Annotated in this window: 13 protein-coding genes; 9 read left to right on the top strand and 4 right to left on the bottom strand. The window is 69.9% G+C overall.

Going from position 1 to position 12,770, the window contains the following annotated elements:
• The 3 genes from QN163_10790 to QN163_10800 all read left to right on the top strand — a co-directional run.
• On the top strand, positions 1 to 373 hold a 373-nt coding region (locus QN163_10790; protein ID MDR5684488.1), incomplete at its 5' end, for a hypothetical protein.
• Entirely contained in the window at positions 364 to 564 is a 201-nt protein-coding gene (locus QN163_10795) for a hypothetical protein (protein MDR5684489.1), read from the top strand. The genes QN163_10790 and QN163_10795, both read left to right, overlap by 10 nt.
• Positions 561 to 2,306, top strand: coding sequence for a hypothetical protein (locus QN163_10800; GenBank protein ID MDR5684490.1), 1,746 nt, complete (start codon positions 561 to 563; stop codon positions 2,304 to 2,306). Before QN163_10795 ends, QN163_10800 begins: the two co-directional genes overlap by 4 nt.
• A 96-nt stretch (positions 2,307 to 2,402) precedes the next feature.
• Here QN163_10800 and QN163_10805 read toward each other — a convergent pair whose 3' ends face one another.
• Complete coding sequence (locus QN163_10805) at positions 2,403 to 2,978, bottom strand: transposase (protein ID MDR5684491.1); 576 nt, start codon at positions 2,976 to 2,978, stop codon at positions 2,403 to 2,405.
• Between the two features lie 175 nt (positions 2,979 to 3,153).
• On the opposite strand from QN163_10805, the gene QN163_10810 reads away from it, so the two are divergent.
• The 6 genes from QN163_10810 (at position 3,154) to miaB (ending at position 7,752) form a co-directional block, all read left to right on the top strand.
• Positions 3,154 to 3,891, top strand: a complete 738-nt coding sequence (locus QN163_10810; GenBank protein ID MDR5684492.1) for a glycosyltransferase — start codon at positions 3,154 to 3,156, stop codon at positions 3,889 to 3,891.
• 127 nt (positions 3,892 to 4,018) lie between these two features.
• Positions 4,019 to 4,555: a hypothetical protein gene (locus QN163_10815; protein MDR5684493.1), complete on the top strand. Its 537-nt coding sequence runs from the start codon at positions 4,019 to 4,021 to the stop codon at positions 4,553 to 4,555.
• Positions 4,552 to 5,145 carry a hypothetical protein gene (locus QN163_10820; protein MDR5684494.1) on the top strand — a complete coding sequence of 198 codons (594 nt, stop codon included), beginning with the start codon at positions 4,552 to 4,554 and terminating at the stop codon, positions 5,143 to 5,145. Before QN163_10815 ends, QN163_10820 begins: the two co-directional genes overlap by 4 nt.
• Complete coding sequence (locus QN163_10825) at positions 5,145 to 5,756, top strand: hypothetical protein (GenBank protein ID MDR5684495.1); 612 nt, start codon at positions 5,145 to 5,147, stop codon at positions 5,754 to 5,756. The genes QN163_10820 and QN163_10825 overlap by 1 nt, the downstream gene beginning before the upstream one ends.
• A gap of 47 nt (positions 5,757 to 5,803) precedes the next feature.
• The gene (locus QN163_10830; GenBank protein MDR5684496.1) at positions 5,804 to 6,292 is read left to right on the top strand and encodes a prepilin-type N-terminal cleavage/methylation domain-containing protein; all 489 of its coding nucleotides are present in this window, start codon (positions 5,804 to 5,806) and stop codon (positions 6,290 to 6,292) included.
• Between the two features lie 125 nt (positions 6,293 to 6,417).
• Positions 6,418 to 7,752, top strand: coding sequence for a tRNA (N6-isopentenyl adenosine(37)-C2)-methylthiotransferase MiaB (gene miaB, locus QN163_10835; GenBank protein MDR5684497.1), 1,335 nt, complete (start codon positions 6,418 to 6,420; stop codon positions 7,750 to 7,752).
• A gap of 67 nt (positions 7,753 to 7,819) precedes the next feature.
• Here miaB and sppA read toward each other — a convergent pair whose 3' ends face one another.
• From sppA to mutS, 3 genes are all read right to left on the bottom strand, one after another.
• Entirely contained in the window at positions 7,820 to 9,493 is a 1,674-nt protein-coding gene (sppA, locus tag QN163_10840) for a signal peptide peptidase SppA (GenBank protein ID MDR5684498.1), read from the bottom strand.
• Positions 9,494 to 9,539: 46 nt separating this feature from the next.
• Positions 9,540 to 11,207 (bottom strand): DNA mismatch repair endonuclease MutL, encoded by a 1,668-nt coding sequence (gene mutL / locus QN163_10845; GenBank protein MDR5684499.1) that lies wholly within the window; start codon positions 11,205 to 11,207, stop codon positions 9,540 to 9,542.
• A partial coding sequence (gene mutS, locus QN163_10850) for a DNA mismatch repair protein MutS (protein ID MDR5684500.1) occupies positions 11,200 to 12,770 on the bottom strand: 1,571 nt, incomplete at its 5' end. The genes mutL and mutS, both read right to left, overlap by 8 nt.

Here is a 12,770-nt window from a genome sequence, read left to right on the forward strand (position 1 = left end):
CCAGGTCACCTACGACCGCAACGTCGCGTTCGTCCAGCCGTTCCTCGCCGTCGTGCTCGCGGGCGGGATCGTCTACCTTCGGGACGTCGGCGTCCGGTGGCCGGCGTCTGCGTCTGCGTCTGCGGCGCTGGGCGTGGTCCTGGCGTTCGCGCTGCCCGCACACGAAAACCTACAGGCGAACCTCGCCTACCAGTTTTATCGGTACGACCAGGCGGCGCGCCGCATCAGCAGGCAGTACCGCCCCGACGACCTGGTCATCTACTTCCCCGCCTCAATCGACGTCGTCTTCGACCGCTACTTCCGGCCCCCGGGTCGCGCCTGCGGATCGCGACCGACTTCAGGCGTTGGAGCCGAAAAGACCACATGCCGCTGATGCGCGGGGCCGCTCAGCGCTTCTCCCAGTACCGCGGCCGGGTGTGGTTGGTCGTGAGCGTGCCCACGCCTGAGGGTTCGGTGGACGACCTGATCCGCCTGATCACCGAACAGGGTTTCCGGACCGCCGGGATCGAGGACTTCCGAGGCGTCGGCGTCGCGATGTTCGTGCGCGCAGGAGGAAAGCGGTGAGCGAGGGAAGGTCGGCCGCGTCCGTTCGAGCAGACCGCGCGGCGGTGCGCCACGCAGCCCGGACCGCAGGACCGACGGCCTTGGTGCTGGGTCTGGTTGCGGTCGTTCTCGCCGGCGTGTGGACACTCTTTCTGAAGTACGAGAGCCACTGGTCGGTGGACAGCGCGATCCGGGAACTGATGATCAAGCGCGTCGCCGAGGGCGGGCTGGCCGGGCTCACGGTCCCCAACCTCGCCGCTGAGGTCGATCCTGAGGGACGGTTCTTTCCCAGGTTTTTCTTCGTGGGGCGCGAGGACGGGTACCGTTTTGCGTTCCAGCCGCTGATCGCCGTACTGGGAGCCGTGCCGTACGGCTTGCTCGGACGCGCCGGTCTGCCGGCCATCCCCCTGCTGGGCGCGCTGGCGCTGGGCTGGGTCACTGCGCTCGGTGCTCAGCGCATCAGGCCCGAATCAGCCGCGCCCGCTGCGGCGTTGCTGCTGCTGGCGACGCCGGTCGCGCTGTACGCCGTCACGCTGTGGGACCACCTCCCCAGCGTGGCGATGCTGACCGGTGGCACCTACCTGATCTGGCGGCACGGCCTGGAAAGCGCACCTCGGTTGGGGGAAGTGGCGGCCGGAGGATTTCTGATCGGAGCGGCGCTGCTGTTCCGCAACGAGGCGTACGCGTACGGGCTGGCCGTGGCTGTCGCCTGGGTGGTGTCGGCGCCCCGCGCCAAGGCTTCAGGGCTGGTGGCCCTGGTCGTCGGGTTTGCCGCCGGCTGGGCGTTGAACGCCGGTTGGAACCGAGTTGTCTTTGGCGATCCCTTCGGGCCCAAGGCGGTCGCCGTGGCCGCACAGCAGGTCGGGGCCCTGCGCGATCCGGAAATCGGGGGCTTCGTCACGTCGAGGCTGTGGAAGCTCTACCTGTTCGTCATCGCCCCCGACTTCCAGCAGCGCGCAACCGTCGACGTGTTGGCTGGGATGGCGGCTTTTGCGACGATCGCGCTGGCCGCCGGCCTTCTGTCGACTCGCCATCCCGAGCGCCGTCTGGGTCCGGTGGCCGCCAGCCTGTGGCTCGTGGCCCTGGCGACGATCTGGGTCCTCGGTGCGCGCGGGCAGGTCACCGGCTTCTTCTGGGTCGCCCCGTACCTCGTGATGGCGTTCGTGTACAGGCCCGCTTCGCCACTGCGGCGGTTCCTGTGGGTGGTGGGGCTGGTCTTTGCGGCGCTGGTGATCGGCACCGCCTCCCAAGGCGGCTACCAGTGGGGGCCGCGCTATCTGCTGGCCGTCTATCCGATTGCGCTGTGGCTGGCTCTGGACGGATGGTTTGCTGCGTCCGACGGGTTCCGCCGCGGCGTGCGGGTGCCGGTTACGGTCCTCGTGGTGCTCGCCGGCCTCGCCCAGGCAGCAGGCGTCGACCACGCCGACACCGGCGCCTGGCAGGGCAGTGCAGTCGTGCAGGCACTGCGCACCGCTAGGACGGAGTACGTGGCCACGGGCGTCGAGGGATTCGCGTGGTTCTTTGCGCCGTACTACGGGGAGAAGAAGATCCTGGCTGTCGACAGCGCCGAGGAGTTGCGCGACCTCGTCCACATGCTGCTGCGCGCGCGGCTGGAGCGGTTCACGTACGTGCCGCGCGACGCGCTCTTCGATCCTCGGATCATCGAGCGCGAGAACTCGAGCGGGGTATCGTACCGCCGCGTGGACGACCGAAACCACCTCGGGATGCGTCTGATCGAGTACCGCTTGGACCGCACGCCCTAACTCCCGGCGCGGCTTCCCGGTACCAGGAGCCGGTACCAGGAACGGGTACCAGGAACGGGTACCAGGAACGGTCGGTGACCTTGCGCCAGCAGTCTGTCAGGCGTCGAGCTTCGCGGAGCGCGCGGGTGTCCCTCGCCTGTCGGAAGCCCCCGGAATGTCGCTCACATCGAGGACGGCGCGCGCCGTGCCGAGCAGGGCCAGCGCCTCCGTGGGGTCAACGACGCCCCAGTCCTGGGTGGCGTAGGCGTGGTAACTCGTCCAGGGGTAATCCTGGACCGAGGCCGCCAATCCGGCCTCCACTGGGTTCTGGTGCACGTATCGGACCACTGCCCAGAGGTACCCCTCGTCCTCGCAGAGCCTGGCGAAGTAGCGATCCTGGAACAGATGACCGGTCTGCCCGTAGCGCCGGTTGCGCCAGACGGCGAAGGTTCGCTGTACGTGGTACATGGCTCTCGCCAGAGAGTCATTGGAGCGGCGCACCAGCAAATGCAGGTGGTTGGGCAGCAGGGCGTATGCGATCACCCGCAATCCGAACCGCTCGCGGGCTTGGCTGAGCAGGGATAGGTAGAAGGCGAACTCGTCGGGCATGCGAAAGATCCGCTGTTGGCGGTTTCCTCTGGCAGTGACGTGGTAGATGCCGTCTGGGACTTCCTGGCGAGGCTTGCGCGGCATGGTCTCCCACCTCCTGGAATCTCTGTCTGCAAAGACTGAACGGGCCGACGTCGCCGTTTCGTGCACCCTTCCTGGAACCGGTACCAGGAACGGGTACCAGGAACGGGTACCAGGAACAGGTACCTGGAACCGGTATCAGGAGCAGGTACCGGGAGCAGGTACCAGGAACCGCACAATGGTGGTTTGGGTCATCCTTCCGGCGTTCAACGAGGCCGAAAACCTCCCCGGGCTTCTGTCGGAACTGGATGCCCTGGCGACGGACACGCTGCCTGGCGTCCGGGTGGTGCTGGTCGATGACGGGAGCACGGATGCGACCGGGGAGATCGCGCGGAGCTGGGCAGGTCCGTGCCGGCCGGAGGTGATCGCCCACGGGGCCAACCGGGGGCTGGCGGCGGCGGTGCTGACCGGTCTGCGCGCGGCTGTGAACAGGTGCGGGACGGACGACGTGATCGTGACCATGGACGCCGACGGATCTCACCGGCCGGCGCAGATCCCCGCGATGGTGCGCGAGATCGCAGACGGGGCGGATGTGATCATCGCATCGCGCTACCGGCCCGGGGCGCGCACCGCGGGGGTCTCCGCGATCCGCAGCCTGTACAGCCTGGGTGCGCGCGCGCTGCTGTCGGTGCTCTTCCCGATCCCGGGCGTGCGGGACTACACGTGCGGATTCCGGGCCTACCGGGCCGCGCTGCTGGGCCGGGCCCGCCAGCGCTACGGCGACCGCTGGATCGAGTCACAGGGTTTCTCGGTGATGACGGAGATCCTGCTGAAGCTGCGCCCCTTGCGGCCGGTGGTGCGCGAGGTGCCCATCGATCTGCGCTACGACCTCAAGCGCGGGCGCAGCAAGCTGGTCGCGGGGCGGACCATCCGCCAGTACCTGGGGATGATCGTGCGGCTGCGGCTGCGAACGTGAAGGGTCTCAGGCGCCTGGCCGAGTCGCATCGATCCCAGACCCAAGCCTCCACCCAGGACGCGCGAATTCCCGGGTGGCCGGCGTTGTATCCCCACGGAGTCCGAACCGAAGGAGGGGGGTCGGATCCGTGTGGGATCTGGAGCGCCGGGAGGCGGGCTTCAGCCTCCTGGAAGTGATCGTCTCGCTGCAGCTGCTCGCGCTGGTCGTCCTGGTCTTGCTCCCTTTGAACCGGCTCGCGCTCGGCACCATCGCGTACGCCTCGGGAGCGGTCGGATACGCTCCCGTCCATACCGAGCATCCGGCCAGGCTGCGCACATCGGCTGCGGAGTACGTGCACGCAGAACTGGAGTATCTGCGCAGCCGCGGATACGCCGCGTTCGCGGCGGCGCACTGTCCTTTGTCCGCCGAGCCGCGCCCTGATCCGGTGCGGGACGTCCCGCCGGACTACCTGGGCGCCCACGAACCACGGATTCCCCCTGGGTTCGCTCGCGCTCGCATCCGCGTGGAAGACGAGCAGGTACACGGGGTGGCCCCGGACGGTTGTTACCCGCGGCGGATCACGGTCTTGCTGTACCGCACCGACGAAGACGCCGCCGCGGCCAGGCCCTTTGCACGCGGGGCGATCCTGCTGTCGCCGCGCGGCAGGGCGGAGGCAGACCCGTGAGCGGCGTCCCACACGGCGACGAAGCCGGCCTCACGCTGGTCGAACTGCTCGTGGCGTTGTGCCTGCTGGGGGCCGTGCTGATCGCGACGACGACCGTGCTGTCCGGGACGTTTCGGGCGTGGCGTGTGACGGCGCACCGGGCCGAAGAACAGCAAAATGTCCGGCTGGCCCTGGAGTGGATGGTGCGCAGGCTGCGCGTCATCGGCCCAACCGACCTGACCGGCGGCGACGGGGGTTCGGTCGCCTTCGTCGCCGACTTGGGCAGCGGGGTCAAGCCCCACCGGTTCTGTCTGGATCGGCGCAGCTGGGTAGTGCGCCACCAGTCCGGAACGGACGTGACCCCGACGGGCTGCACAAGGGGCGCGGGCATCACGACCCCTGCTGAGGCGGGCCAGCCCCACGTGGTGTCGCTGGAGTTTGCTTACTTCGACGCCGCCGACAACCTGCTGCCGGTTCCCCTGGACGCCACAGACCTCACGCGCATCCGGCGCATTCGGATCGAGTTGAAAATGGGCCTGCCAGGCCGCGACGAAGCCTCGTCGGCGATGGGTCTAACCGCGGAGGTGGGACTACGCGGGGAGGTGCGGTGATGGCGATCGGACACGGGCATTTCGTGTTCGGCGGAGCACGGGCGGGGCGGCGGTGTGGCGGTCCCGAGGCCGTTCGACGAGTGATGGGTTTTGACGAGTCGGGGCTGGCGCTGGTCGTCACGCTGGCCGCGACGGTGGTGCTGCTGGCGGTGTCGGCGACTCTCGTGGCCGTGGCCCGGAACGAGTATCGGCTGGCGGCCTTGGCCCAGACCTCGCGGCAGGCCCTGGCCGTGGCCGAGGCCGGGCTGGAGCGCGGGCTGTTCGAGTTGCGACGAGACAGCAACTGGACGGACGCGACGGGGGCAACTGCCCTCAGCAGCGGCCCGTCGTGGTCCCCGCTGTGCCTGGCACCGGACGCCGCACCTCCGTGCGACGAGGCGAGGGCCGTAGACGTGCCCTTTCCCGGGACGGATCCGCTCGGAACCTTTACGGTCGAACTGGCCAAAATCGGAGCGGATCCGCCGCTGGGTTGCGACGCAACGACGTGCATGCGACTCCGCGCGAGCGGGCGGGTCCGCGGATCGGCGCGCGTGGTGCAGGCCGTGGCCCGCCGCGTCGCCGACGCGGCTGTGGAGGTGCAGGAGTGGCGGGAGGTGTGGAAGGCGGAGTAGCGGGAATCAAAGACCGCGGGACACCGATTCCGGAGGGAGGAGACGACGTGCGTGCAGCCCCTCCCGACACGGAACCCGGGCAGCGGGGTTTCACCCTGGTGGAGGCGATCGTCGTCGCCGCGATCGTCTCGGTCCTGCTCGGAATGGCCCTGGGCGGATACCGTGGAGTGCTGGCGGAACGGAGGGTGGACCGCGTGGCGTGGGAGATCGCCGGAGCCTTCCGGCTGGCCCAACAGACGGCCGTGGCGAGGGCGGGGGAGTGGCAAGCGGTCCGGGTCTACCTGACGGACCGGGCGGAGGTGCGGGGCCTCACGCCCGCGGGCACGGAGACCACGACGTTGTCCGCAACCGACGTCTTCCCGGACGGCGTGCGGGTGAGGCGCCTGACAGGATGCGAGCCGTTCGAAGTCCTGGGCTCCGGTGCGCCCCGCGTCGGCTGTCAAGGGACGATCGAGGTCAGGTCGGGTCCGGCCGTGCGGTACGTGATCGTGACCGCCCACACCGGCCGGGTGCGCGTCGGCACGTCCCCGCCGTAGGTGAGGTCTGCCTAACGACGTCGCGCGTCCCCCTGGAGACCCTTTCGTAGCCGACGTATCCTCTTTGGCAGGAGATCACGCCGCGCCGGCCGGTGACGGGACCGGAGGGATCGTGGGAGCCGCAGATGCCTGAACGCTACCACATCATCACCTACGGTTGTCAGATGAACGTCCGCGACTCGGAGGCTATGGCCGGGATGTTGGAGGCGGCCGGCTACGAGCGCGCCGAGGGGGTCGAAGACGCGGACGTGATCCTCCTCAACACGTGCACGGTCCGGGAGGGGGCGGACGACCGCGCCTACGGCCGCGTGGGAGAACTGCGCCGTCTCAAGCAGCGCAAGCCGACCTTGATCCTCGGGATGGCGGGCTGCCTGGTGCAGAAGGACCGAGAGGAAGTCCTGCGCCGCGCGCCGCACCTGGACCTGGTGTTCGGGGTCCACAACCTGCACCGCTTGCCGGAGTTGCTGCGCCAGGCGCGCGATGGGTGCCAGCGCGTCTACGAGGTGTGGGACTGCCGCCCCAAGGACGAGCCGCTGCCGGTGCTGCCCGCCGTGCGGTCGGGCGGGGTGCGCGCGTACGTGAACATCATCCACGGCTGCAACAAGTTCTGCACGTTCTGCATCGTGCCGTTCGTTCGCGGCCGTGAGCGCAGCGTGCCGCCCGAGGAGGTGGTCGCGGAGGTGCAACAGCTGGCGGTGCAGGGCTACCGGGAGGTCACGCTGCTGGGGCAGAACGTGGACTCCTACGGGCAGGACCTGCGTCCGCGCACGGATCTGGCGGAGTTGCTGGCGCGTGTGCACCAGGTCGAGGGGATCGAGCGGATCCGGTTCACCACCAGCCACCCGCGCGACATGACGGAACGACTGGTGCGCGCGGTGGCGGACCTGCCCAAGGTGTGCGAGCACATCCACCTGCCGGTGCAGTCCGGCGACGACGAGGTCCTGCGCCGAATGCACCGCGCCTACACCGTCACCGACTACCTGCGCATCGTCGAGACGATCCGGTCGCACATCCCCCAGGCCAGCATCACCACCGACATCATCGTCGGCTTCCCCGGCGAGACCGAGGAGCAGTTCGAGAACACGCTGCGCCTGGTCGAGACGGTGCAGTTCGACGCGTGCAACACCGCTGTCTACTCGCCGCGCGAGGGCACAAAGGCCGCGGTGTACGACGATCCGGTCGATGCGCAGACCAAGCGGCGCTGGCTGTGGTCGCTCAACCGCATGGCAGAGCGGATCGCTTTGGCGCGCAACCGCCGCCTGGTCGGGAGCACCCAGGAAGTGCTGGTGGAGGAACGGGGCAGAGACGGCGGCGTGGTGGGCCGTACCCGGACGAACAAGGTGGTCACGCTGCCGGGACCCGAGGCGTGGATCGGGCGCACGATCCGGGTGAGGATCTCCGAGGCCGGGTCTTGGGTGCTGCGCGGCGAGCCCGTCGGCGTAGTCGCCGCGTCCGCGTGACGGGGAAGTCCGCGGTGGACCGCGTCGTCGCCACCCCACCGCGCAGCAGATCTGGCGGGCCGCAGACTCACACCGGCGGTTCGACTCCCGCGATCAGCCACGCGCGCTCGGCCAGCAGCATGCGCAGTGCGCGCGTCCAATCGCCCCACGCGGAAGTCGGGTGGGCCGGCACCGGGGCGGCCTGGGGAGGGTGGATCGTGACCACCGCCACGTCCGCGCGCTCGGGGATCCCGGCCAGTTCCTTCGCCCTGCGCACCGCGGTGTCGAAGTCCCCGAGCTGGTCGACCAGCCCCACCGCCAGCGCCTGACGACCGGTCCATACGCGGCCCCGGGCGACGGCTTCCACCTCGTCCTCGGTTCGGCCGCGCCCCTCGGCCACGACGGAGCGGAAGCGGTGGTAGATGCGCTCCATCCACGCACGCAACGTCTGCCAGTCCGCATCGGTGTACGGCGCGAGGGCCGAGGGCATGGTGGCCGAAGCCCCGCGCGAGAGGATCTCGTGGTGGATGCCGGCGCGGGCGAGCAGCCCGTGCACATCGAACTTGCCGGAGACCACGCCGATGGAGCCCGTGATCGTCGTGGCGCCCGCCACGATCCACGACGCCCCACAGGAGACGTAGTATCCGCCCGATCCGGCCACGTCGCCCATGTGGACGACCACCGGCTTGCGACGGCGCAACCGCGTCACCTCGCGCCAGATGAGGTCGGAAGCGACGGCCGACCCTCCTCGTGAATCCACGTGGAAGACGACGGCCTTGACGTGCGGGGCGCGCTCGGCGGCGCGGAAGGCTCGCGCCACGGTGTCGCAGCCTGCGAGGACCTGCCCGAGTAAGGGCAGGGGCAGGGGCAGCTCCCGGCTCTCGCCGGGTACGATCGTACCGCGCAGCACGACGACGCCGACGGCGTCCGGCCGCAAAGACCGCCAGCGGTAGCGGACGGGGAGGGAACGCCGCGCCTGGGACAGCGGGACGATGCGTGCACTGCGCCCGTCGGCCAGCAGGGCGGCGAGGTCGTCCTCGTAGGCCATGTGGTCGGCGAGCCCGGCCTGTCGCAGGTCCTCGGGTGCAGGGACGCCACGGTCCACCAGGCGCTGCACGTCCTCGCGCGTCACGCGCCGGCGTTCGGCGAGGGCATCGGTGATCTCGTTGAGGGTGGCGTCGAGCACTGCATGGGTCACCTCGCGCTGCGGTTCGGTCGCACCCCGGTAGAGGAACCTGTGCGCGGCGGTCTTGTACTCGGCGATGTGGTGAAACTGGGGCAGCACGCCCCACCGGCCGAGCGCTTCCCGGAAGAACGCCAACTCCACGCGCGGCCCAAACGTCGTCACCTCGGCGCTGGGCGGCACGACGACGACGTCGGCGGCCGAAGCCAGGTACAGGTCGGACAGCCCGCTGTTGTAGAGGTAGGCGGCGACGCGCTTTCCCGAGGCACGAAACCGCGCGAGCGCTTCCCTCACGCTCTGACGCGTCGCCATCCCCGCCTCGAGGTTGTGCACCCTCAACACGATCCCCCGCATCCGTGAGCGAGCAGCGCGGTCCAGGGTCCGGCGGAGGTCCTCCAGGCTCATCGGCGGAGGCCGCAGCAGGCGCTGGAGCAGGGGGAGCGCGGCACGGCGCTCGGGCAGGTTTCCGGTCAGGGTCACCACGGCGTAGTCTGGCGCGGGCAGGACCAGTACGAGCAGGTTGCGTATCAGTCGCGCCGCGTTGGAGACGAGTTCGACCAAGAACAGGATCGGTCTCACGGGCTCACCTCCGGACGGTGGAGATGCGGTCGCAAGAAGTACGGGGTCACCGCCGCAGGAACCAGGTGTCCAGCCGCTCGCGCGGAACGATCACCAGCGTCGGTCTCCCGTGGAAGCAGGTGTACGGATCCTCGCAGCGTCCGAGTTCTTCGACGAGCGCGGTCATCTCTTCGTGTGAGAGGACGTCGCCCGCGCGAACGGCGCTGTGGCAGGCGGCCAAGATGGCCACGCGTTGGATGGCGTGACGCGGGCTGGCCGCCGGTTGGCCCGTCCGCAGTTCGGCGAGCACCTCCCGGATCAGTACGTCGGGCGACCCCCCCACGGGGGCGGGAACCTCCCGAACGAGGAACGTGCCGCCGAACGGCTCGATGTCGAAGCCGATCTGCCGGAACGCATCCAGAGCGCCTTCGAGGAGCGTGGCTTCGGAGGGGGGAAGGTCGAGGACGAGCGGCGCGGCGAGGGTCTGCGCGTGGGCTTCCCGCGACCGGGCGCGCAAAAACCGCTCGTACAGCACCCGCTCGTGGGCGGCGTGTTGGTCGATCAGTGCGAGCCCTCCTGGCGCGGCGGCTACGACATAGGCGGCGGCGACCTGGCCGAGCACCTCCAGCGGCGGGAGGCAGCGCGGTGGCGTCGGCAGCGGCAGGGCTGCAGCCGTGCTCTCGTGGATCTCGCCGGTCGGGGGGTCATTCCGCGGATAGGGCCGTACGCCCACCACGACGACATCCAGTCCGGACGGCGAACGCGATCGGAACGCGTCCCGGACGGCGGACTCAACGGCGCGGAAGACGGCGTCTTCGTCTGCGAAACGGACTTCCAGCTTGCGCGGATGCACGTTGGGATCGACGGATGCAGGCGGCAGCGTCACGAACAGCGCGCAGATGGCGTGGTGACCCGCAAGGACGTGCGTGCGCGACCCCTGCTCGATGGCGCGGGCGACCAGCGGGCTGTGCACCGGCCGCCGGTTGACGAAGACGTATTGTCCGCTGCGGCTGCGGCGGGCCGCCGACGGCACCCCGAGGAAGCCCTCAATCCGGAGCGCACCGGACGCACGGTCGATGGGGAGGAGGTGTTTTGCGCCGATGCCGAGGACCGTCGCGGCTCGCTCCAGCGGAGTGGCAGGAGGCAGTCGCAGCACCTCCTCGCCGTCGCGCACGAACCGGAACGCCACGTCGGGGCGAGCGAGGGCGTGGCGCTCGACCGCATCGGCGCACAGCGCGGCTTCGCGCCCCACCGAACGCAGGAACGCCCGCCGGGCCGGGGTGTTGTAGAACAGGCGCCGCACCGCGACGACCGTCCCCCTCGGCGCAGCGGCCGGCTCGACGCTGGGCGTGCCGCCGCCTTCGGCACGAACCCGCGTGGCGGCGTGGCCGTCGGAGGTCACGATGTCGACCTGCGAGACGGCGGCGATGCTGGGCAGCGCTTCGCCGCGGAATCCCAGCGTGGCGATCCCGCGCAGGTCGTCGCGAGAAGCGATCTTGCTGGTGGCGAACCGCCGCAGCGCGAGCACCGCGTCGGCGGGATCCATGCCCACGCCGTCGTCGGCGACGCGGACGAGGTCGAAGCCACCCCGCTCGATCTCCACGGTGACCGACCGCGCGAGGGCGTCGAGTGCATTCTCGACCAGTTCCTTGACGACCGAAGCCGGCCGCTCGACGACCTCGCCGGCAGCGATGCGATCGGCAAGCCACGATTCGAGGACGCGGATCCTACCCACGCCGGCGTCCGGGGTCGCGCTCGGTCGGACTGCGCATGCGCACCACCTTCGCGGGGTCGGCGGCGGATCGTTGCCGCAGGCGGCGCTGGATGTCGTGCAGGACGTTGAGCGCTTCGATCGGGGTCATCGCGGCGAGGTCCAAAGACCCCAGCTCTCTCTCGACTTCGGACTCGACGACCAGTGGGAGCGCGGTCTGCACGGCGCGTGCCCTCCGCACCAGCGGTGGTGGGGTCGCCGGATCGGCGACCGACGGGGTCGCCTGCGACTGCAGACGTTCCAGCAGCGCGGCTGCCCGGTCGGTGACCTCGCGCGGGATGCCGGCGAGGTGGGCGACGTGGATGCCGTAGGACCGGTCGGAGGCGCCCTCGGCCACGCGGTGCAGGAAGACCACACGGTCTTTCTCTTCACGGACCGTGACGTTGAGGTTGAACACCCCCGGCATGCGGTCAGCGAGTTCGGTAAGTTCGTGATAGTGGGTGGCGAACAGCGTGCGGCAGCCGATGCGCTCCCGGACGTACTCGACGACCGCCCAGGCCAGGCTCAATCCGTCGTAGGTGGCTGTCCCGCGGCCGACCTCGTCGAGGACGATCAGGCTGTCGTGCGTGGCATTGTGCAGGATGGTCGCGGTCTCTTGCATCTCCACCAGGAAGGTGCTGCGTCCGCCCGCGATGTCGTCCGCAGCGCCGACCCGTGTGAAGATGCGGTCGGCCGGCCCCAGGCGGGCACGCCGAGCCGGGACGAACGAACCGACCTGTGCCATGAGCGCGATCAGGGCGTTCTGGCGCAGGTAGGTCGACTTGCCGGCGAAGTTCGGTCCGGTGACGATCGCGATGCGGCGGTCGGCGTCGAGCCTCAGGTCGTTGGGCACGAAGCGCTCCTCGCGCAGCACGCGCTCCACCACGGGGTGCCGCCCCTCGGTGACCTCCAGCACCGGCTCGCTTGCGATCTCGGGTCGGACGTAGCCGTACGCTTCGGCGGCATCGGCCAGTGCCGCGAGCGCGTCCAGCGTGCCGACCGCGTCTGCGGTGGCGAGCAGACTGGGGCTGTGCTCGGCGACCTCGTCCCGCAGCGCACAGAACAGCTCGTACTCACGCTGCTGCATGCGCTCGGTGGCATGGAGGATCAGGGCTTCCTGCTCGCGCATCTCCGGCGTGACGTAGCGCTCTGCGCTCACCAGCGTCTGGCGGCGCTCGTAGTGCGGAGGGACTTTGTGCCTGTGCGCCTTGGTGACCTCGATGTAGTAGCCGAAAACCTTGTTGTAGCCGATGCGCAGCGACCGGATGCCGGTACGGTCACGTTCGTGGGCCTCCAGATCCGCGATCCACCGCCGGGCGCTGGCGGCCGCGGCTCGCAGGCTGTCGAGATCGGCGTCGTACCCTTCGCGGATCAGACCCCCTTCGCGCGGCGAGGCCGGCGGGTCGAAGACGAGGGCGCGTTCGAGGCGGTCGCGCAGGGCCTCGTGCGGGTCCGTCCGGCCCGCGAGGTATTGCAGCAGCGCCGAACCGAACGAGTCGGCGATCATCCGGATCTCGCCGACGGCGGCCAACGAGGCAGCGAGGTTCA

The sequence above is a fragment of the Armatimonadota bacterium genome, from assembly GCA_031432545.1.
Lineage (GTDB): Bacteria > Sysuimicrobiota > Sysuimicrobiia > Sysuimicrobiales > Sysuimicrobiaceae > Caldifonticola > Caldifonticola tengchongensis.